Consider the following 18,469-nt stretch of genomic DNA (forward strand, 5'->3'; position numbering starts at 1 on the left):
GACTTGGCTACACGACTCAGGATCGGCACACGCAAGAGCGCCATGGCACTGGCACAGACGGAAGAAATCGCGCGCCGCCTGACCGCCGCCGTGACCGGTCTCGATGTCGAGATCGTCAAGTTCGACACCACGGGCGATCTCGACCAGACCAGCAAGCTCCTGCCGCATGGCGGCAAGGGCGGCGCCTTCGTGGCGCAGATCCGCGCTGCCGTGCTGTCGGGCGAGCTCCAGGCAGCGATGCATTCGCTGAAGGACATGCCGGGCAACGAGGATACGCCGGGTCTCGTCATCGGCGCCACGCTGTCGCGCGATCCGCCGAGCGATGCGCTCGTGCTGCGCGACGGCGTGACCCTTGAGGCGCTGCGCCAGTCCCGCGGCAAGGGCTTCAAGATCGGTACGAACGCGGTGCGCCGAGCGGCCTATGCGCGACGGTTGTTTCCCGATGTCGAGGTCATCCACTTCCGCGGCGCCGCCGACACGCGCGTGCGCAAGCTCGACAATGGCGAGAAGCAGCGCCTGCCGGATGGCGGCGCGGCGGGGCCTGCCGATGCGCTGATCATGGCGCGTTCCGGCCTCGATCGCGTCGGCCTTTCTCATCGCATCGCCTATGAGTTCACCGCGTCGGAGATGCTGCCGGCGGCGGGGCAGGGCATCGTCGCGGTCGAATGCGCGGCGCAGGACTGGCAGACGCGGCAGATCCTGTCATCGATCGACGATCCCGCCGCGCATTTATGCGCGGATGCCGAGCGCGAGGTGCTGTGGGTGCTCAACGGCCACTGCAACTCGCCGGTTGCGGGCTTCTCGACCATCTCGGGCGATCAGATGTCGCTCACCGCCTCCGTGCTCGACCTCTCCGGCAACACCATTATCGAAGCCTCGCGCGCGGGCCCCGCCAATCGCCCCCGCGAGCTCGGGCGTGCGGTGGGATTGGACCTGTTGGCGAAGGGCGCCGCCGAGATCATCGAGCGCAGCCGGCCGCGGTAAGTCCGTCTGCGAGATCACAACCGGCGATGGTGCCGTTCTGCGCTTGTTTTGCCCGACGAGTCAAATGCGCGCGGTGACTCATCCCAGCCCAAGCTTTTCAATGACTTGTCTACTGTGCATGGGGTTGTTTTCGCGGTTTTTGTTTTGCCGCGCCCGAAGGGGCGAAATAAATCAGCCCCGCACGCGCTTCAGCATCTGTTCGACATGGGCGATCGGCGTCTCCGGCTGGATACCGTGGCCGAGATTGAAGATCAGTCGCCCTTGCGCGAAATTGGCCAGCACATCGTCGACCGCGCGGTCGAGCGCGGCACCGCCTGTGATCAGCACCAGCGGATCGAGATTGCCCTGCACGGCGACCCTGCTTTGCACGCGCTCGCGGATGAAGGCCGGCTCCGCGGTCCAGTCGATGCTGACCGCATTGACGCCGGTTGCCTCGACATAGCCCGGCAGCAGCGCGCCGGCGCCGCGGGGGAAGCCGATGATCTTCGCATCCGGCACCTTGGCCCTCACGCCCTCGACGATGCGCCGCGTCGGCTCGGTCGACCAGCGCGCGAACTCGGCGGGCGGCAGCACGCCGGCCCAGGTGTCGAAGATCTGCAACGCGTCGGCGCCGGCTGCGAGCTGTGCCAGCAGATATTCGATCGAGCTGTCGACCAGCACGTCGATGATCTTCGCAAACGCCTCCGGATGGCGGTACGCCATCATCCGGGCCGGCGCCTGGTCCGGCGTGCCGTGGCCCGCGACCATGTAGGTCGCAACCGTCCAGGGCGCGCCGCAAAAGCCGATCAGCGCGGTCCTGGGATCGAGCGCGCCGCGCACGATCTTCAGCGCCTCGAACACCGGCTTGAGCTTGCCGAAATCGGCGTGCGGCGCCAGCGTCGCGACCTTGGCCGGATCGTCCAGCGGCTCGAGCCGCGGGCCCTCGCCGACCTCGAACCGCACCGAACGTCCGAGCGCATGGGGGATCACCAGAATGTCCGAGAAGATGATCGCAGCATTGAAGCCGAACCTGCGGATCGGTTGCAGCGTCACCTCCGCGGCAAGCTCCGGGTCGAAGCAGAGATCGAGAAAGCCGCCGGCCTTGGCGCGCACCTCGCGATATTCCGGAAGGTAGCGCCCGGCCTGGCGCATCATCCACAGAGGTGGGATGGTCTGCCGCTGGCCGGAGAGGACGTCGATGAAAGGCTTTTTTTCAGACTGGGGCACGAATGGTCCTGAAGAAGGTTATGGCACCTGATACACCGCCGCGGCCCTCAGCGGAACAGGGGAACCTGCGCAATCGGGCCGCGTTGATCAGCCAATGGAGGAGGAATTCATGGCTGAGACATTCAATCCCGCCCCGCACGACAAGCACGCCGAAGACCTGCGCGAGGCGCTCGCCGCGGACCGCAACGCCAGGCTCGACGCCGGGCTGAAGGATACGTTCCCGGCTTCCGATCCCGTGAGCGCCGCGCAGCCGACGCCCTCGAAGGCCGATGCGGATGCCGAGCATCCCTCGCTCTGGGACAAGGTTAAGGCCATCTTCAGCTAGCGGCGTCGGGCGCGCCGGATTCCGACAGGCTTGCTAATGTCTTGTTAGCGATGCGCCGATCGTTGCGTCCGTAAGACTACTGGAAACGGGGAGATCGCCACGTATCCCGGTAGGGATTTCAGGATTCAATAACAGAAGCGGCAGAGTTTCCGAACGATCGGAGGACCCTGCCGCATGAGCGCTACCCAACGAGCTGGATGGAGCCGCCTGCCGCTACGCGCGGCGGCCTTCGTCGCGCTGACCTGCGCGACCATCCTCGGCGTCAGCGGATGGCGCGAGTGGGCGGCACGTGAGGCGGTGCTCAAGGGCGCCGAGACGGAGATGGCGAACGTCGCCCGTTCGCAGATTCAGCATGCCGAGGACAGCCTCGATCTCCTGGATTCCGGCGTCGTCGGCGTGGTCAGCCGGTTGGAGATGGACGGTGCCGGGTCCGCCACGATCGCCAAGCTGCGCACGCTGCTGGATGTGCGCGAGAAGGCGATCCCGCGGATCCACAGCCTTGCCATCATCGATGATCAGGGCAACTGGCTGACCTCGTCCGGCACGGTCAGCTCGACCTTCAGCGACGACGCGTTCTTCCGTCATCACCAGCTGTCTCCGAAACGAGAGCCCCATGTCGGCCGTCCCGTGAAGAGCCTCCTGGACGGCGAATGGGTCGTCACGCTGTCACGCCGCTTCAACAAGCCGGACGGCAGCTTCGGCGGCGTGGTGCTTGCGACCATCAGCTCAAAATATCTTTCGCATTTCTACGAGCAATTCGAGATCGGCCGCAACAGCTCGGTAACGCTTGCGCATGGCGACGGCCTGATCGTCGCGCGTGCCCCGAACGACGAAGAGTTCGTCGGACACAATGTTGCCGACAAGCCGCTGTTCCGCGAGCCGAGCCTGCAACGGCCGAGCGGCGCCTATCATTTCAAGTCGCCGCTGGACGGTGCCGAACGCGTCAGCGTCTTCAATCGCAGCAGCCGTTTTCCGCTCCTCCTGCTCGTCACCGTCGACAAGGACGAGTTGCTCGCGCCCTGGCGCGCTGCGGCAATCTCTCGCATGCTCTACGCGGTTGCGCTGGTCATGCTGATCGCGATCATCGGCGCGGTGCTGGTGCGGCAGTTGCAGCGCGGACAGCGCATGGCGGCCGCCCTGGTCGAGAAGGAAGCGCATTTCCGCCTGCTCGCCGAAGGCTCCAGCGACATGGTGACGCGCATCGGGCTCGACGAGCGGCTGCGCTATGTCTCGCCCTCGTCGGTCCGTATCGTCGGCTGGCGCCCCAATCAGCTGATCGGCACGCCGGCTCTTGCGGGTATCAATCCGGAGGATCTGCCGGACGTCCAGGCGATCGTCGACGCCATGAAGCGTGGCGAGAAGGAGGAGGCGCGTCTCATCTACCGCAACTCGCACCGGCAGAACGGCGAAATCTGGCTCGAATCGACCATGCAGGTGACGCGCAAGGACAATGGCCGCGTCGACGGCGTGGTCGCGATCTCCCGCGACATCACCGAGCACAAGAAGCTGGAAACCAGGCTGGAGACGCTTGCGATCGAGGACAGCCTCACCGGCCTTGCCAATCGCCGTGGCTTCGACGAGCGGCTGAAGGAGGAATGGGCTCGTGCCTATCGCGATCGCTCCAGCCTCGCCTTGCTGATGATCGACGTGGACCACTTCAAGGCCTACAACGACGAATACGGCCATCCCGCGGGCGATGCCTGCCTGCGCTTGATCGCTGGGATCATCGCGGCCGAAGCGCAGCGCGCCGGCGATCTGGCGGCGCGCTACGGCGGGGAGGAATTCGCCATACTGCTGCCAAATATCGACGCCGCCGGTTGCGCCCTGATCGGCGAGCGGATCCGCAGCGCCATTCACGCGGCCGGGCTGGTTCATTCCACCAATCTGGCGGCTGGATGCGTCACCGCCTCGGTCGGCGGCGCGACCTGCCGGCCGGCGCTGGAACGCACGGCGGGGGTGGCCTCGCTGGTCGAAGCTGCCGACCGTGCGCTCTACGCCGCCAAGGACGCAGGCCGCGACCGCCTGATGATGTCCGGCGAGGTCGTGAACCTGCTGCCCAAGGCGTCCGGCCAGTAAGACGGCTCAATAATGCGGCGGAGGCTCGTTGGCGGGTCCAGGCGCATTGGCTTCCGCCTCCCGCAGCCGCTCGCCGAGTTCTGCGATCTTCCGCGTCAGCAGATCGATCTGCTTCCACTGCGCCGTAATGGTCTGGTTCAGCGTCTCGATCGTGTCGTCCTGATAGGCAAGGCGCGTCTCCAGCGTGTCGATGCGCTCGCCCAGAGTCTTGATCTCATTCGTCACGCGTTACGTCCTTGTTCCGTTCGCGCAGACCGTGGCCGAGCGCGACGCGTTCGTCGAACACGAAGCAGTCGCCGCGCCAGCGGCTCTCGGCCTCCGGTATCTCCTCGAGATATTTGAGGATGCCGCCCTTGAGGTGATAGACCTCGGCAAAGCCGCGCGCGAGCAGATGCGCGCTCGCCTTCTCGCAGCGGATGCCGCCGGTGCAGAACATCGCGATCCTGCGGTGCCTTGCCGGATCGAGGCGGGCTGCGGCGAAATCCTTGAACTGGCCAAAGCTCTTGATGCCGGGGTCGATCGCGCCCTCGAACGTCCCCATGGCGACTTCGAAGGCGTTGCGGGTGTCGAGCAGCAGCGTGTCGGGCGTCACAATCAGCGCATTCCACTCGGCGGCATCGACGTAGGTGCCGACCCGGCGGGTCGGATCGGCTGTCTCGTCACCGAGCGTGACGATCTCGTTCTTGAGCCGCACCTTGAGCCGCCCGAACGGCATCGCTTCCGCAGTCGAGAATTTCAATTCGAGATTGTCGAGCCTGCCGCCGAACATGTCGCCGTGCGCCATCTCATAAGCGAGGGCGTCGATCGCCTCCGGCGCACCGGCGACCGTGCCGTTGATGCCCTCCTGCGCCAGCAACACGCTACCCTTCAGCCCAAGGCCGGCGCAGAACGCGCGCAGCGGCTCGCGCAGCTCGCGGTAGTCCGGGAGGGCGACGAATTGATAGAAGGCCGCGACCTTGGTGGCCGAATTCGGATCAGACATGGCGGCTCGTTTAGCAGGCGGCAGTCATCCGGAAAACCCGCATGGCCGCCGGCGCCGAAAGGTCCATACGCCCAGCGGATGGCAGCCATTTTCCTGGTATGCCAGCATTGCCCCGCTGGGCGGGAATGTGTCATGTAGACCCGGTTTTCGAGATAGGCGCGCCACCCGCGTCGACGGCCAAGAGAGCAAGACATTCGATGAGAAACTTCCATTTCCCCGGCAGGTCCACGGTCCACGCCACCAACGCGATGGTCGCGACCTCGCACCCGCAGGCCTCGCTCGCGGCGATCGAGGTGCTGCGCGAGGGGGGCACCGCGGTGGATGCGGCCGTTGCCGGCTCTGCCCTGCTCGGCGTGATCGAGCCGCAATCGACCGGTATCGGCGGCGACTGTTTCGCGCTGATCCAGCCGCGCGGCGAGGGCAAGATCGTCGCCTATAACGGCTCCGGCCGCGCGCCGAAGGCGGCGAACGCCGACTGGTATCTCGAGCGCAAGATCAACTCCGTGCCGCTGACCTCCGCGCATGCGGTCTCGATCCCCGGCGTGATCGACGCCTTCGCCACCGTGCTGCGCGATCACGGCAAGCTCGGTTTCGACCGGCTGCTCCAGCCCGCGATCAAGGCGGCGGAGGAGGGCTATGTCGTCGCGCCGCGCATCGCCTTCGACTGGAAGAACCAGTTCGAGAAGCTGAAGGGTGGCACCAACACCGTGCGCTACCTGTTGCCGGGCGGCAAACCGCCGGTGGCCGGTGACGTCATTCGCCAGGCCGAGCTCGGCAAGACGCTGCGCGCGATCGCCAAGGATGGCCGCGACGCCTTCTACAAGGGCCCGATCGCGGAGGACATGGTCGAGACCCTGCGTTCGATCGGTGGCCTGCACACGCTCGACGATTTCGCCGCGCACACGACGGAAGTGACCACGCCCATCGGCACCATGTACAAGGGCTATGACTTCTGGCAGTGCCCGCCGAACGGCCCCGGCGTCACCGCGCTCTTGATGCTCAACATCCTGTCGCGCTTCGATCTGACCAAGTACGCGCCCGTCAGCGTCGAGCGTTTCCATCTCGAGGCGGAGGCCGCGCGCATCGCCTACATGAACCGGGAGATGCATGTCGCATCTCCCGAGCACATGAAGATCAACGTCGCAGAGATGCTCGAGAAGGGCTTTGCCGACGAGTACATCGGCAAGATCCGAATGGACGGCATGCTCGACCTGCCGAATGTCGCGCCGCCGATGAACCCTTCGACCATCTACATCACGGTGGTGGACAAGGACCGCAACGTCTGCTCGTTCATCAACTCGGTCGCGCATTCCTTCGGTTCGGCCATCGTCTCCAACAAGAGCGGCGTGCTGTTCCAGAACCGCGCCGGCGGCTTCCGGATCCAGCCCGGCCATCCCAACTGCATTGAAGGCGGCAAGCGCCCGCTGCACACGATCATGCCGGGCCTGCTGACCAAGGGTGGTCGTTCCACGATGTCGTTTGCCGTGATGGGCGGACAGTATCAGCCGACCGGCCAGACCCATGTCTTGACCAACATCCTCGATTACGGCTGCGACGTGCAGGAGGCGATCGACATGCCGCGCGGCCTGCATTACGAGGGCCAGTATCAACTCGAGGACAGCGTGCCCGCTGCGATCGTCGAAGGCTTGAAGAAGCTTGGCCACAAGACCGCCAGCGTCGTCGGCCCGCTTGGCGGCGCTCAGGCGATCTGGATCGACTGGGACAAGGGCACGCTCACCGGCGGCTCCGATCCGCGCAAGGATGGCTGCGCGCTCGGCTATTGAACTCGTCCGGGGGTCCGCGCGCGAGATCAGGAAGAGTTGACGAAGGGCGGCGCGGCATTTGCCGTGCCGCCCTTTCTGGTCCTTCAGCGCGATCTATCACGCCACCGGCCAGCGCATCCGTAAGCTGCCGGTACGGCTCGAAAATATCGAGGTCTGAGGGGTGGAAACGGCGACGGCGTTGAGTTAGACACCTCCCGCCTCAAACGGAAGGTGCCCTATGCAGCGTTTTCAGCGCATGCTCCTCGCCCTGATGTCGGCACTCGCGATCACCGTGATCGCCAGTGTGTCGCATTTCGTTTCCACCACGGCCTCGGCCCAGACCGCAGGAAAGACCATGACCACAGCTTCAGGCTTGCAGATCATCGACACCACCGTCGGCACCGGTGCCTCGCCGCAGCCCGGTCAGATCTGCGTGATGCACTATACGGGCTGGCTCTACGAGAACGGCCAGAAGGGCAAGAAATTCGACTCCTCTGTCGACCGCAAGGAGCCGTTCGAATTTCCGATCGGCAAGGGCCGCGTCATCGCCGGCTGGGACGAGGGCGTTGCCTCGATGAAGGTCGGCGGCAAGCGCACGCTGATCATTCCGCCGCAGCTCGGCTACGGCGCCCGCGGTGCCGGCGGCGTGATCCCGCCGAACGCGACGCTGATGTTCGACGTCGAATTGCTCGCGGTGAAGTGACGGCGTAGCTCGACGTCGTCATGCCCGGGCCTGTCCCGGGCATCCACGTTCTTCGATCCACCTGCAAGGACGCGGATGGCCGGGACAACCCCGGCCATGACGGAGGGAGCAAGGCAAACAAAAAGACCGGCCCTGCGGCCGGTCTTTTGCTTTCAGCTCCACGCGCGCTACTCCGCCGCGCGCCTTGCCGCGGCAGCGGCGCGATCCATCGCATCCTTTGCAGCGTCCTTGGCGTCGCCCACGGCCTGCTGGCCCTTGCCCTTGACTTCCTGGACTGCGCCTTCGCCCTTCATGCGATCGGAACCAGTGGCTTCTCCGATGCCCTGCTTGGCCTTGCCCATCGCTTCGTTGGCGATACCCTTGATCTTGTCGGTCGTGCTACCCATGAAACGCTCCTTCCATTTCTCTCGTTGGGACAACGTCCGGCAGCTACCAGTGTTCCGATTTTGGTATGGCTAGCGCCTGCCGCTTTGGTTAGTTTGCCGCGCACGGAACCAACAGAAGGCAGCTCCCATGACCGGCCACGATCACTCGCATTCCCACCATGACCACGATCATGATCGCTGGAAACATGACGGCGTGCGCGTCATTCCTGGCAACCAGCTCGATACCAACGTGCCCTCAACGGCAGGCATGGACCGCGCGGCCGCGATCAATTTCGCGCGCGTCGGCGCGCAGAAATTGTGGGCGGGCACGGTCAGTATCAAGCCGGATGCCAAGACCGGCGCGCATCATCACGGCCATCTCGAAAGCGTCATCTATGTGGTCAAGGGAAAGGCGCGGATGCGTTGGGGCGAGAGCCTGCAATTCACCGCGGAGGCCGGCCCCGGCGACTTCATTTTCGTCCCGCCCTACGTGCCGCACCAGGAGATCAACGCCAGCCCGGACGAGGTGCTGGAATGCGTGCTGGTGCGCAGCGACGGCGAAGCGGTGGCGATCAATCTCGACATCGAGCCGGTCGAGAAGCCCGAGACCGTGCTGTGGATCGACCCGGTGCACCGGGACCCGAACGAGAAGAAGTAAGGCTGTTCGAGGGGGCGCGGGGTCGGTGCGGCGGCCTCCCGGATCTGGGCTCAAAAAATAGTTGGAAGCGGTGTCGGATGGCGGCCTGACCGCCCGTCCTTGGGCAGAACCCCGCCCAAGGAGCCTCCGATGCCCAAGATGATCTTCGTCAACCTGCCGGTGACCGACCTCAAGCGTGCGACCGCCTTCTATGAGGCCATTGGCGCGGTCAAGAACCCGCAATTCAGCGACGAGACCGCGAGCTGCATGGTCTTTTCCGAGACCATTTTCGCCATGCTGCTGACCCACGACAAATTCCGCCAGTTCACGCCGAAGCCGATCGCGGATGCCAAGACCTCGAACCAGGTGCTGTTCTGCCTGTCCGCGGACACCCGCAGCGACGTCGACGATATTGTCGGCAAGGCCGAGGCGGCGGGTGGGGTGGCCGATCCCGGCCCGAAGGACGAATACAGCTTCATGTACGGCCGCAGCTTCGAGGATCCCGACGGCCATATGTGGGGTGTGAACTGGATGGACCTCGCGGCAGCCCCTCTGCAGCCCGACATGTCGATCGCCTGATCCAAGCCCAGCAGATCTGAACAGGAGGCTTCACGATGTCCAAGCTCGTGCCCTGCATGTGGTTCGACGGCGATGCCGAGGACGCTGCAAAATTCTACGTCTCGCTCGTTCCGAATTCGGCGATCACGCACGTTCAGCGCAACGTTTCGGACGGCCCGTCCGGCAAGGAAGGCTCCGTGCTCGTCGTCGAATTCACGGTAGCCGGGCAGCCGCTGGTCGCGCTCAACGGCGGCATGAAGATGGAGTACACTCACGCGATCTCGTTGATGATCCATTGCGACGACCAGGCCCAGGTCGACAGCGTCTGGAACGCGTTCCTCGCCCATGGCGGCAAGGAGGAGCAGTGCGGCTGGCTCAGGGATCGCTGGGGCGTGGCCTGGCAGGTGGTGCCGAAAGTGATGTTCGAGTTCCTGTCGAGCCCGGACAAGGCCGCGGCCGCGCGCGCGATGCAGGCGATGATGAAGATGGTGAAGCTGGACGTCGACGCGTTGCGTCGTGCGTTCGAAGGCAAGTCGGCGGCGTGAAGAGGCTGTGGTCTCTCCACATACTCGGTGTCATCGCCCGCGAAAGGCGGGCGATCCAGTATTCCAGAGGCCTTCGTCGGATAGTTCGCTCTCACAACGACCGCTGCGGAGTACCTGACGGAATCTGGGGCGAGATCCAATTCTAATAATTGATCCGCAGCCCCACACCGCCGTGGATGGTGTCGCCGACCGGCTGCGGGCCGAGCGTGCCGTTGGCGAACAGATCCACGATCCAGCCTTTCTGCACCCGGAAACCAAGCCGGCCGCCATATTCGAACCAGCCCTGGTTGCCCATGGTCGGCACCACCGTGCCGTTGCCGGTCACGGTGGCGACGATGCCGCTATGGCTCGCAAACGACTGCACCCAGCCGCCATTGATGTTTGTCTCGATGCTGCTGCCGAAGAGATGCGTCCACTGGCCGCCGATCTTGACGAGGCTGGTGCGGTCGGTACCGGTCGCGATGCTGGCGTCGAATGGATTGAACGTCACCGCATTGTCGCTGTAGCCGGACACGCGCTGCCAGAGCTGCCAAATCTCGATAGAGGCCGCGACCTCGTCGCGCGGCGAAACGCGGCTGATCCAGCCGGCGCGGCCGTAGACCGCGTAGTTCGAGGCGTTGGTCGAACTCGTCACGCTCACCGGTCCGAGGCTGGTGTCGTAGCTGCGCGTGTAGCGCGCCTTCTCCCACGGCGTCAGGATCGTGCCGACGTCGAAGAACGGGCGCGACGATCCCCAATCGGTGAAGTCATAGCGCAGCGCGAAGGCGCCGATCGGTGCGCTGGTGATCTTGTAGCCGCCCTCGTCGTAATGCGTGTAGGCGATGCCGGCGAGCAGCGACAGATTGTTGGTCAGCTCCTTGCGGCCGTGAATGCCCGCCGAGAACGAGCCGGCCGAGCCGAATGCGCTGATGCAGTCGCCGCAATTGACCTGCTCGTTGACGCCGAGCAGCACCGTGCCGAGCACCCGGTTGGTGATCATCTGGTTGAACCGCTGGCCCGCGAGGCCGCCGATCGAATTGCCGCTGGAGTCGGCGCCGGTCGGCGTCGGACTTGGCAGCGGATACGGACTCGGCGATGGCGAGGGATTCGGGCTCGGCGATGGTGAGGGATAAGGGCTCGGCGATGGTGTAGGCGTCGGCTCGTAACACTCTTCGCAAGTCTCCTGCGCCGCTGCCGGACCAGGAGCAAATGCAGCCAGCACAAGCACAGCGGCAAGCGTCAGCAGACCGGTGATGGGAAGGAGCCGGACGTTGAATTTCGTCATCGTCAACGCCCGCACAGCACGCCGTCGTCCTGGACGGCGGGCGTGATGCTCGGCGAGAGGCCGGCGTATTGGTTGACCGCGCACAAACCGGCACTCGCGGCGCAATTGGCGGCGAAGGTCCAGGGCGGCGTGTTGGCCTTGGTGATGTTCACCTTGCCGCCGGTCGAGGTGATGATTGCGGTGTCGCCGGGCTGGGTGAGCTGCACGCACTGGGAGCTTCTCGTGCAGACGCTGGCCGCGCCGTCCTGAAGCACGACGACGGAGCGGCCGCGCTGCGAGAGGATGTCGAGCGTGGTGCCGCGCACGCCGATGGTCGCAAGCGGCGTCGTGATCTTGTAAGCCGTCTTCTCGGAATGTCCGGTGACGAAGCGGAAGGCGCCGCTGGTCATGCGGATCGCGACGTCGCGATAGCTGTGCTCGTCGTTGAAGACGGTGCGGTCGAGCTTCAGCGTGGCGCTCGGCCCCAGCGACAGATTGGTGCTGTCGGCCATCACGAAGCGCGCCGCGCTGTCGGCGCCGGTCCGCACGGTCTCGTCGCGCAGCATGCTGTCGCCGACATTGATCGGCGTCGTGGTCGCGGCGACGCGCATCACTTCGTTCTGGATCACGACGGCTTCGCCGATGCGCGTCTGCGCCTGCGCGCAAGAGCCTGCGCACAATGCGGCCGTCGACAGGATGGGAAAAAGCCAAAAACGCAAATTCATTTCGCAACCGATCGATGTGTCCCTGATCGTACCGGATCGCGCTCGCCTGCGATGTGGCGGAATTATCACAAGCGGCGCGGGACGTGCGTTATGCTTAGTGACACTTGCGGCAGAATGAGTTCAATGAGACCGCGATCTTTATTTTTGTCCGCGGTGACGCAGATTTGCCACGCAAAACATCTCAACAGCAGCCGCTTGAATCGTTCGCAGTTTCAAAACTGTCGCGGAGCGCAGTGATTGCTGTCGCGATATTCCTGGTTGCCCATCTGGCATTGCTGATCGGCCTCGCCACGCCGGAAAAATTCGTCTTCGACGAGGTGCATTATGTGCCGGCGGCGCGGCAGATGCTCGAGCCGGCGATGTCGCAGCCGATGCTGAATCCGATGCATCCGCCACTGGCCAAGGAGCTGATCGCGGCATCGATCGCAACCTTCGGCGACAACGCGCTTGGCTGGCGTTATCCCGCGACATTGTTCGGCGCGCTGGCGATCGTCGCGATCTATCTATGCGGCCTCGCGCTGTTCTCCGCGCAAGGGCCCGCGATCGCCGCGGCGCTGATCGCAGGCCTCAACCAGATGCTGTACGTGCAGGCGCGCATCGCGATGCTCGACATCTTTGCGCTCGGCTTCGGCCTGCTCGCGACCGCTGCCTTCATGTATGGGTTTCGACGAGAGCGGCCGCAGGCGCTGTTCGCGCTCGCGGGCAGCCTGTTCGGCTGTGCTGCGGCGTGCAAATGGAGCGGCTTGTTTCCGCTTGGCGTCTGCATCGTCATTGTTGCGGTGATCCGCCTGATGCAGGGCTGGCGTACGCTGTTCGCCGACGCGAGGCCGGACGACTGGTACCGGCCGGAGCTTTGGCCCGGCCTGAAGCTGCATCACGTCGCGCTCTGCTTCGCCGTCTTGCCGACGGTGGCCTATCTTGCCGCCTTCGTCCCGCTCTATGGAGTATCGCTGCCGGATTTGATCGAGGCGCAGCGGCGAATCTTCGCTGACAACACCACGACGGCAATCGCCGGCCACACCTATATGAGCGCATGGCCGTCCTGGCCGTTGCTCGCGCGCCCGGTGTGGTTCCTGTTCGACAAGACGGGAGAGGACAACGTTGCTGCGATCGTCTTCCTCGGCAATCCGCTGGTGCTGTGGCCGGCGCTGTTCGCCCTCGTCGTGGTGCTGCGCGATTTCATCATCGCGCGGCGGTGGGATGCTTTCCTGATCGCGGCATTCTATTTCGGTCCCTGGCTCGCCTGGGCGTTGCTGCCGCGTACGCTGGGTTTCATCTATTACTATCTGCCAGCCGCGACCGCGGCGTCGCTGGCTCTGGTCTATGTGCTGCGCCGGCAGGGGCTGCCGCGCTGGCTGCTGTGGTCCTATGTCGGCGTCGCCGCGGCCGGTTTTGCGGTGATGCTGCCGATCTCCGCGGCCTTCGTCGGCACGTCCATGCGAACCTTCGGCCGCCTGATGCTGTTCCAAAGCTGGATATGACATCGCCGCCTGCCGGGGCAGCGGCAAGCGGCGTGTCTTGCGCGACGACTGCGAGCTATTTCGCCGCGGTCTTGGTGTCCATGTTTACGACCTGGACGCGGCGATTGATCGGGTCGGCGCCGTTGGCGGCATCCTTCAGCTTGGTCTCGCCGTACCCGACGGTGACGAGATCGGTGCCGTTGAGGCCGTAGTTCTGCACCAGGTACTTCTTGATGGTGTCGGCGCGCCGTTCGGAGAGCCCTTGATTGTACTCTTCGCCGCCGATTGCGTCGGTGTGGCCGGCGACCACGAAGGTCGAGCCCTTGAGCGCCGGATCGGACAGGGCCTTGCCGAGCGCCTGCACCGATGCCACCGACGTCTTGGCGATGTCGGCCGAGTTGTAATCGAACTGGATCTCCAGATCGATCTTCGGCTTGGTCGCCGCAAGCTCGGCGATTTGCTCGCGCTCGCCCATCGAGAGCGACCGGGTCGAGCGGTTGCGCACGGTGTTCAGGAAGGTCGCTTCCTTGGCCTGCGCGGTCGTGTCGATCTGCGGACCGACGGACAGGCCGCGGGTTGCCGGCTTGGGCTTCAGTGCTTCCAGGATTTTGTCGGTGGAGACCTTGTTGTCGCCGGCCAGAGCCAGGCCCGCCGTCATCGACAGGGCTGCGGAGAGAGTGATCGCCTTCAGTCCAAAAAACCTATCAAAACGGGTCATTGTCGTATCCTCGCTGTTACGCCTGATGGCGATTTGATGCTGCGAGCCTAGCGCAGGTTCAGAGGCGCTGATGTGATCTTGGTCACATTCGAGACCGCGGAGCCGAGGTCACTCTGGTCTGGTTCGGGTCGAAGGCGCCGAAAGACGGTCGTTGATCTCCCTGTCATCGCGGTGCAGCAAGAAAATTGTCTTCTCCGCGAAACGTCTGCGCGAGAGAATGCGGGATTGCGGAGGCCGGCATGACGCCAGTTTCGTTTTTGCTTGAGGAGACTTTTCGATGAAGATCTTGCTCGCGGCCGCAGCCTTTGTCGCGCTCACGATTTCACTGTCCCCCGCATCCGCCGCAATGATGGCGTGCACCAAGGACAACATGATGAAGACCGCAGCCATGATGGGCGGCACCCCCGACACGCCGGCCAAGATGGCGGCGAACAAGGAAATGGCCATGGCCAACACCGACATGAGCAATGGCAAGATGAAGAGTGCCTGCATGCACTACATGAAGTCGCAGAAGGCGATGACGGCAAAGTAGGATTCGGTCGCATCCTCCGGCCGCGCTGTCAGCAGATGGCAGCGCGGCTTTTTCATGGCCGGTCTCTTCTTTCTCCCGGCGCGAATCCGGCTACATTGCATTCCGCAATGTCCCGCGCACCGAAACCCCTTCCGCTCTCGACGACACAGGCCCGGCAGATCTGGCTGCATGCCCAGCGGCTCGACGTGCGGGCGCCGTTCGGGGAGGGCGCGCAGGCCGTCGCCGACGCGACTGCTCATCTCGGCTATGTGCAGATCGACACGATCAATGTGATCGAGCGCTGCCATCACCATATCCTGTTCAGCAGGATTCCGTCCTACCGCCGCGCCGATCTGCGTCAGGCCCAGAGCGCCGACAAGAGCGTGTTCGAATACTGGACCCATGCGCTGTCCTACGTGCCGAGCCGCGACTTCCGGTTCTTCCTGCCGGCGATGCGAGAGCATCGGCGCGAGGGACACAAATGGTTCGCTTCGGTGAAGCCGGCCGACACGCGCAAGGTGATGCGACTGCTGCGTGCCGGCCCGCTGACGATCCGCGACATCGAGGACGACGTGCTCGTCGAGAAGGAGCACCTCTGGCAGAGCCGCAAGCCGTCGAAGCGAGCGCTGCAACTCGCCTTCTATACCGGCGCCGTCACCATCAGCGAGCGCCAGGGCATGCTCAAGACCTATGAGCTGATGAACCGTCATTTCGGCTGGGACAAGCTGCCGAAGCCGGCATCGGCAAAGGAGATCACGGCCTATCTGCTCGACCGCGCGCTGCGCTCGCAGGGCGTGGTCAGTCTCGATTCGATCTGCCATCTCGACGCGCCGAGCAAGAGGCCGGTCGCACGCCTGATCGCCTCGCGCGTCCGCCACGGCGAGCTCGTGCCTGTTACGATCGAGGGTGCCGGCAAGCAGGAGCATTGGGTCTCGCCCGCAGCGCTGGAGGCGGGCGGCGAGGGGCCGTCGCCCGATCTCGTCCACATTCTTTCGCCGTTCGATCCCCTCATCATCCAGCGCAAGCGCACCAGTCTCATCTTCGGCTACAACCACCTCTTCGAAGCCTATGTGCCGAAGGCCAAGCGCAAGCTCGGCTACTTCGCGCTGCCCGTGCTGGTCGGCGACGAGATCGTCGCCGCGCTCGACCTCAAGACCGACCGGCAAGCGAAGGCGCTGTTGATGCAGAAATGGACCTGGGTCGGGCAAGGCAAGAACACGCCGGGACGCAAGGAGCTCAAGCGGAAGATCGAGGACGAACTCGATCGTTTCGAACGGTTTCAATTGGCGGAATGAAGTCTTCGCAGGGTGGATCAGCGAAGCGCAATCCACCGCTTCAGCATCGCGAAGGCAAACAGGGGTGGGTTGCGCCGAGCGGTCGGCGCTCTGCGCAGCCGTGCGCTACCCCGCCCTCCGCAGTTGGACGAGCCGATCGATCCAAGCGCCGAAGGCAACCCCGACCGCGTAAGCGGCCAAATTCCACAGCGAAAAGATTCTCCCGAGCAGCAGCGCGCCGGCCGCGGTCAGCCGGAACGCATCGAGCCATGGCGTGTGCACCAGCCGGGAGAATTCCACGACGCCCGCAATCACCACCGCGATGGCCGCAATCTGCGTCCGCGTCAGCCGTGGCTGCGCAACCCCGACCAGCAAGAACACCATCGTCGCCCACAGGAGCGAGCCGCCATATTTCACCACGAAGGCCGAGAGCCCGAGCGGAAAGCCGTACCAGCGGAGCGACAAACCGCAGATGATCACCATCGCGGCGAGGGCGGCGCGGATCAGCGATATCCTGAGCGGCGCAACAGGTCTATCCGGCTGCGCGCCACGCATTGCTCGCTCCATTGACTCTTCGCCCGCGATGCTCAAAACCGCCACTCAGCCCTAGAAAAGCAACAACCGGGGGAAGCCATGAGCCAGACCACCTATGCCGGTCCCGCCGGCGGTGCCAAGAGCACCAGCAAGAGCGACATCGAAACGTCGACCATTCGCGCCATCTCCTGGCGTCTGATTCCGTTCCTGGTGCTGGCCTACTTCTTCTCCTATCTCGACCGAGTCAATCTCGGCTTCGCCGCGCTGACCATGAATGCGGAGCTGAAGTTCACCCCGCTGATCTTCTCCTGGGGCGCCGGCATCTTCTTCATCGGCTATTTCATCTTCGAGGTGCCGAGCAATCTTGCGTTGGAGAAGTTCGGCGCCAGCCGCTGGATCGCGCGCATCATGGTGACCTGGGGCATCATTTCCGCGCTGATGGCAATGGTCAGCGGCGTGACGAGCTTCTATGTCCTGCGCTTCCTGCTCGGCGTCGCCGAGGCCGGCTTCTTCCCCGGCATCATCCTCTATCTCACCTACTGGTATCCGGCCGAATATCGCGCCCGTTTTCTTGCGGCCTTCGCCATCGCGGTGCCGGTCTCGACCGTGATCGGCGCGCCGATCTCCGGCCTCTTGCTCGGGCTCGACGGCATGATGGGGCTGAAGGGCTGGCAGTGGCTGTTCATCATCGAGGGCATCCCTTCCGTGCTGCTCGGCATCGTCACCTGGTTCTATCTCGCCGACAGGCCGGAGAAGGCTGACTGGCTCTCGGTCGAGCAGAAGGCGTGGCTCAAGGCGAAGCTCGATTCGGAGATCGCGGCCAAGCAGGCGGTGAAGCATCTGTCGCTCGGCGAAGCGCTTTCCTCACCCAAGGTGATCGCGCTCAGCCTGGTCTATTTCGGCTTCGTGGGTGCGCTCTATGGCATGCAGTTCTGGTTGCCGCAGATCGTCAAGGCGTTCGGCCTCACCAATGCCCAGACCGGCTTCGTCACTGCGATCCCGTATCTGTTCGGCACCATCGCCATGATCCTGTGGGCGCGGCACTCCGATGCGACGCGCGAGCGCGTGTTCCATGTCGGGGCACCGATGATCCTGATCGCGGTCGCACTCGCGATCTCCAGCTACCTCACCGACCCCACCATGACCATGGTGGCGCTGACCTTCGCTGCGATCGGCGTGTTCTGCGTCTTCGGCGTGTTCTGGACCTTGCCGACCTCGTGGCTATCAGGCACCGCGGCGGCCGGCGCGATCGCGCTGATCAACTCGATCGGCAATCTCGCCGGTTTCGGCGGGCCCTATCTGATCGGCTGGGTCAAGGAAGCCACGGGCCAGACCTCGACCGGTCTCCTGGTGCTCGCGGTGCTGCCGCTGCTGGCCGGCATCCTGGTCTTCATCGGCGGCCACGACAGCAAGCACGAGTTCGCCGGGCAGGGGCGGTAGAGGAGCACTCACGATTGCGTAGATGTGAGTAACGGGTCCGCTCGCTACGGCGCGATTTCGAAGCGTCCGCGAGCGGCCGGCCCGTTACCCGCATCTACCACCGAGCGCCATACCGATCGGGGGATGGAATGACGCGCCGCCTGGAGAACAAGACTGGGCGATGCGTATTTATACACTTGATTGTGGTTGTTCAGTGTGTATTTATACACTCATGACATCAACGGATGTCATCGCTGCTCTGAGAGCCGATGGTTGGACGCAAGTCGCCCAAAAGGGCAGCCACGTTCAATTTAAGCACCCGATGAAGCCGGGGCGCGTAACGATCCCTCATCCGAAGAAGGATGTTCCGATCGGAACATTGAAGAGCATCGAAAAGCAGTCCGGCCTAACGCTGAAGTAACCAACCCCGGATGGGGCCAG

General features: G+C 64.3%; 21 protein-coding genes. 13 read left to right on the top strand and 8 right to left on the bottom strand.

Going from position 1 to position 18,469, the window contains the following annotated elements:
* The first annotated feature begins 3 nt into the window (after window positions 1-3).
* Window positions 4-984 carry a hydroxymethylbilane synthase gene (hemC, locus tag XH87_RS28670; RefSeq protein WP_271589825.1) on the top strand — a complete coding sequence of 327 codons (981 nt, stop codon included), beginning with the start codon at window positions 4-6 and terminating at the stop codon, window positions 982-984.
* Between the two features lie 171 nt (window positions 985-1,155).
* On the opposite strand, the gene hemE is transcribed toward hemC, so the two are convergent.
* Window positions 1,156-2,190 (bottom strand): uroporphyrinogen decarboxylase, encoded by a 1,035-nt coding sequence (hemE, locus tag XH87_RS28675; protein ID WP_271589826.1) that lies wholly within the window; start codon window positions 2,188-2,190, stop codon window positions 1,156-1,158.
* A gap of 109 nt (window positions 2,191-2,299) precedes the next feature.
* On the opposite strand from hemE, the gene XH87_RS28680 reads away from it, so the two are divergent.
* Window positions 2,300-2,515 carry a hypothetical protein gene (locus tag XH87_RS28680; protein WP_035700023.1) on the top strand — a complete coding sequence of 72 codons (216 nt, stop codon included), beginning with the start codon at window positions 2,300-2,302 and terminating at the stop codon, window positions 2,513-2,515.
* 174 nt (window positions 2,516-2,689) lie between these two features.
* Entirely contained in the window at window positions 2,690-4,591 is a 1,902-nt protein-coding gene (locus tag XH87_RS28685) for a diguanylate cyclase (protein ID WP_271589827.1), read from the top strand.
* Between the two features lie 6 nt (window positions 4,592-4,597).
* Here the strand turns inward: XH87_RS28685 and XH87_RS28690 are convergent, their stop codons facing one another.
* Entirely contained in the window at window positions 4,598-4,816 is a 219-nt protein-coding gene (locus XH87_RS28690) for a SlyX family protein (protein WP_271589828.1), read from the bottom strand.
* Window positions 4,806-5,573 carry an oxygen-dependent tRNA uridine(34) hydroxylase TrhO gene (gene trhO / locus XH87_RS28695; protein ID WP_271589829.1) on the bottom strand — a complete coding sequence of 256 codons (768 nt, stop codon included), beginning with the start codon at window positions 5,571-5,573 and terminating at the stop codon, window positions 4,806-4,808. The genes XH87_RS28690 and trhO overlap by 11 nt, the downstream gene beginning before the upstream one ends.
* Window positions 5,574-5,770: 197 nt before the next feature.
* Here trhO and ggt point away from each other — a divergent pair, with 197 nt between their 5' ends.
* Both ggt and XH87_RS28705 read left to right on the top strand, forming a co-directional pair.
* Window positions 5,771-7,357 (top strand): gamma-glutamyltransferase, encoded by a 1,587-nt coding sequence (gene ggt / locus XH87_RS28700; protein ID WP_271589830.1) that lies wholly within the window; start codon window positions 5,771-5,773, stop codon window positions 7,355-7,357.
* A gap of 217 nt (window positions 7,358-7,574) precedes the next feature.
* On the top strand, window positions 7,575-8,039 hold the full coding sequence (locus XH87_RS28705) for an FKBP-type peptidyl-prolyl cis-trans isomerase (protein ID WP_271589831.1): 465 nt from the start codon (window positions 7,575-7,577) through the stop codon (window positions 8,037-8,039).
* Between the two features lie 167 nt (window positions 8,040-8,206).
* Here the strand turns inward: XH87_RS28705 and XH87_RS28710 are convergent, their stop codons facing one another.
* Window positions 8,207-8,425: a CsbD family protein gene (locus tag XH87_RS28710; protein WP_271589832.1), complete on the bottom strand. Its 219-nt coding sequence runs from the start codon at window positions 8,423-8,425 to the stop codon at window positions 8,207-8,209.
* Window positions 8,426-8,552: 127 nt separating this feature from the next.
* On the opposite strand from XH87_RS28710, the gene XH87_RS28715 reads away from it, so the two are divergent.
* The 3 genes from XH87_RS28715 to XH87_RS28725 all read left to right on the top strand — a co-directional run bounded on the left by XH87_RS28715 (window position 8,553) and on the right by XH87_RS28725 (window position 10,144).
* Entirely contained in the window at window positions 8,553-9,062 is a 510-nt protein-coding gene (locus XH87_RS28715) for a cupin domain-containing protein (protein ID WP_024341406.1), read from the top strand.
* A 129-nt stretch (window positions 9,063-9,191) separates the two neighbouring features.
* Window positions 9,192-9,620, top strand: a complete 429-nt coding sequence (locus XH87_RS28720) for a VOC family protein (RefSeq protein WP_271589833.1) — start codon at window positions 9,192-9,194, stop codon at window positions 9,618-9,620.
* A 35-nt stretch (window positions 9,621-9,655) separates the two neighbouring features.
* Window positions 9,656-10,144 carry a VOC family protein gene (locus XH87_RS28725; RefSeq protein WP_271589834.1) on the top strand — a complete coding sequence of 163 codons (489 nt, stop codon included), beginning with the start codon at window positions 9,656-9,658 and terminating at the stop codon, window positions 10,142-10,144.
* A gap of 142 nt (window positions 10,145-10,286) precedes the next feature.
* Here XH87_RS28725 and XH87_RS28730 read toward each other — a convergent pair whose 3' ends face one another.
* Together XH87_RS28730 and XH87_RS28735 are read right to left on the bottom strand one after the other, a co-directional pair.
* Complete coding sequence (locus XH87_RS28730; RefSeq protein ID WP_271589835.1) at window positions 10,287-11,408, bottom strand: hypothetical protein; 1,122 nt, start codon at window positions 11,406-11,408, stop codon at window positions 10,287-10,289.
* Window positions 11,409-11,410: 2 nt separating this feature from the next.
* Window positions 11,411-12,112, bottom strand: coding sequence for a FecR family protein (locus XH87_RS28735; protein ID WP_333909205.1), 702 nt, complete (start codon window positions 12,110-12,112; stop codon window positions 11,411-11,413).
* 164 nt (window positions 12,113-12,276) lie between these two features.
* Here XH87_RS28735 and XH87_RS28740 point away from each other — a divergent pair, with 164 nt between their 5' ends.
* Entirely contained in the window at window positions 12,277-13,593 is a 1,317-nt protein-coding gene (locus tag XH87_RS28740; protein ID WP_442868319.1) for a phospholipid carrier-dependent glycosyltransferase, read from the top strand.
* A gap of 55 nt (window positions 13,594-13,648) precedes the next feature.
* Here the strand turns inward: XH87_RS28740 and XH87_RS28745 are convergent, their stop codons facing one another.
* On the bottom strand, window positions 13,649-14,290 hold the full coding sequence (locus tag XH87_RS28745; protein ID WP_158668601.1) for an OmpA family protein: 642 nt from the start codon (window positions 14,288-14,290) through the stop codon (window positions 13,649-13,651).
* Between the two features lie 277 nt (window positions 14,291-14,567).
* On the opposite strand from XH87_RS28745, the gene XH87_RS28750 reads away from it, so the two are divergent.
* Window positions 14,568-14,822 (top strand): hypothetical protein, encoded by a 255-nt coding sequence (locus XH87_RS28750; RefSeq protein WP_035699998.1) that lies wholly within the window; start codon window positions 14,568-14,570, stop codon window positions 14,820-14,822.
* A 107-nt stretch (window positions 14,823-14,929) separates the two neighbouring features.
* The gene (locus tag XH87_RS28755) at window positions 14,930-16,096 is read left to right on the top strand and encodes a winged helix-turn-helix domain-containing protein (protein WP_271589838.1); all 1,167 of its coding nucleotides are present in this window, start codon (window positions 14,930-14,932) and stop codon (window positions 16,094-16,096) included.
* Window positions 16,097-16,201: 105 nt separating this feature from the next.
* Here the strand turns inward: XH87_RS28755 and XH87_RS28760 are convergent, their stop codons facing one another.
* The gene (locus XH87_RS28760; protein ID WP_271589839.1) at window positions 16,202-16,630 is read right to left on the bottom strand and encodes a ribosomal maturation YjgA family protein; all 429 of its coding nucleotides are present in this window, start codon (window positions 16,628-16,630) and stop codon (window positions 16,202-16,204) included.
* Window positions 16,631-16,708: 78 nt separating this feature from the next.
* On the opposite strand from XH87_RS28760, the gene XH87_RS28765 reads away from it, so the two are divergent.
* Window positions 16,709-18,049, top strand: a complete 1,341-nt coding sequence (locus XH87_RS28765; RefSeq protein WP_271589840.1) for an MFS transporter — start codon at window positions 16,709-16,711, stop codon at window positions 18,047-18,049.
* Between the two features lie 211 nt (window positions 18,050-18,260).
* Complete coding sequence (locus XH87_RS28770) at window positions 18,261-18,449, top strand: type II toxin-antitoxin system HicA family toxin (RefSeq protein ID WP_271590907.1); 189 nt, start codon at window positions 18,261-18,263, stop codon at window positions 18,447-18,449.
* Window positions 18,450-18,469 lie beyond the last annotated feature (20 nt).

The organism is Bradyrhizobium sp. CCBAU 53415, from assembly GCF_028128735.1.
Lineage (GTDB): Bacteria > Pseudomonadota > Alphaproteobacteria > Rhizobiales > Xanthobacteraceae > Bradyrhizobium.

Coding starts and splice junctions, on each gene's coding strand:
- XH87_RS28680 (WP_035700023.1), top strand. CDS start 2,300: ATGGCTGAGACATTCAATCCCGCCCCGCACGACAAGCACGCCGAAGAC.
- XH87_RS28685 (WP_271589827.1), top strand. CDS start 2,690: ATGAGCGCTACCCAACGAGCTGGATGGAGCCGCCTGCCGCTACGCGCG.
- trhO (WP_271589829.1), bottom strand. CDS start 5,573: ATGTCTGATCCGAATTCGGCCACCAAGGTCGCGGCCTTCTATCAATTC.
- ggt (WP_271589830.1), top strand. CDS start 5,771: ATGAGAAACTTCCATTTCCCCGGCAGGTCCACGGTCCACGCCACCAAC.
- XH87_RS28705 (WP_271589831.1), top strand. CDS start 7,575: ATGCAGCGTTTTCAGCGCATGCTCCTCGCCCTGATGTCGGCACTCGCG.
- XH87_RS28710 (WP_271589832.1), bottom strand. CDS start 8,425: ATGGGTAGCACGACCGACAAGATCAAGGGTATCGCCAACGAAGCGATG.
- XH87_RS28715 (WP_024341406.1), top strand. CDS start 8,553: ATGACCGGCCACGATCACTCGCATTCCCACCATGACCACGATCATGAT.
- XH87_RS28720 (WP_271589833.1), top strand. CDS start 9,192: ATGCCCAAGATGATCTTCGTCAACCTGCCGGTGACCGACCTCAAGCGT.
- XH87_RS28725 (WP_271589834.1), top strand. CDS start 9,656: ATGTCCAAGCTCGTGCCCTGCATGTGGTTCGACGGCGATGCCGAGGAC.
- XH87_RS28730 (WP_271589835.1), bottom strand. CDS start 11,408: ATGACGAAATTCAACGTCCGGCTCCTTCCCATCACCGGTCTGCTGACG.
- XH87_RS28735 (WP_333909205.1), bottom strand. CDS start 12,112: ATGAATTTGCGTTTTTGGCTTTTTCCCATCCTGTCGACGGCCGCATTG.
- XH87_RS28745 (WP_158668601.1), bottom strand. CDS start 14,290: ATGACCCGTTTTGATAGGTTTTTTGGACTGAAGGCGATCACTCTCTCC.
- XH87_RS28750 (WP_035699998.1), top strand. CDS start 14,568: ATGAAGATCTTGCTCGCGGCCGCAGCCTTTGTCGCGCTCACGATTTCA.
- XH87_RS28755 (WP_271589838.1), top strand. CDS start 14,930: ATGTCCCGCGCACCGAAACCCCTTCCGCTCTCGACGACACAGGCCCGG.
- XH87_RS28760 (WP_271589839.1), bottom strand. CDS start 16,630: ATGCGTGGCGCGCAGCCGGATAGACCTGTTGCGCCGCTCAGGATATCG.
- XH87_RS28765 (WP_271589840.1), top strand. CDS start 16,709: ATGAGCCAGACCACCTATGCCGGTCCCGCCGGCGGTGCCAAGAGCACC.
- XH87_RS28770 (WP_271590907.1), top strand. CDS start 18,261: ATGACATCAACGGATGTCATCGCTGCTCTGAGAGCCGATGGTTGGACG.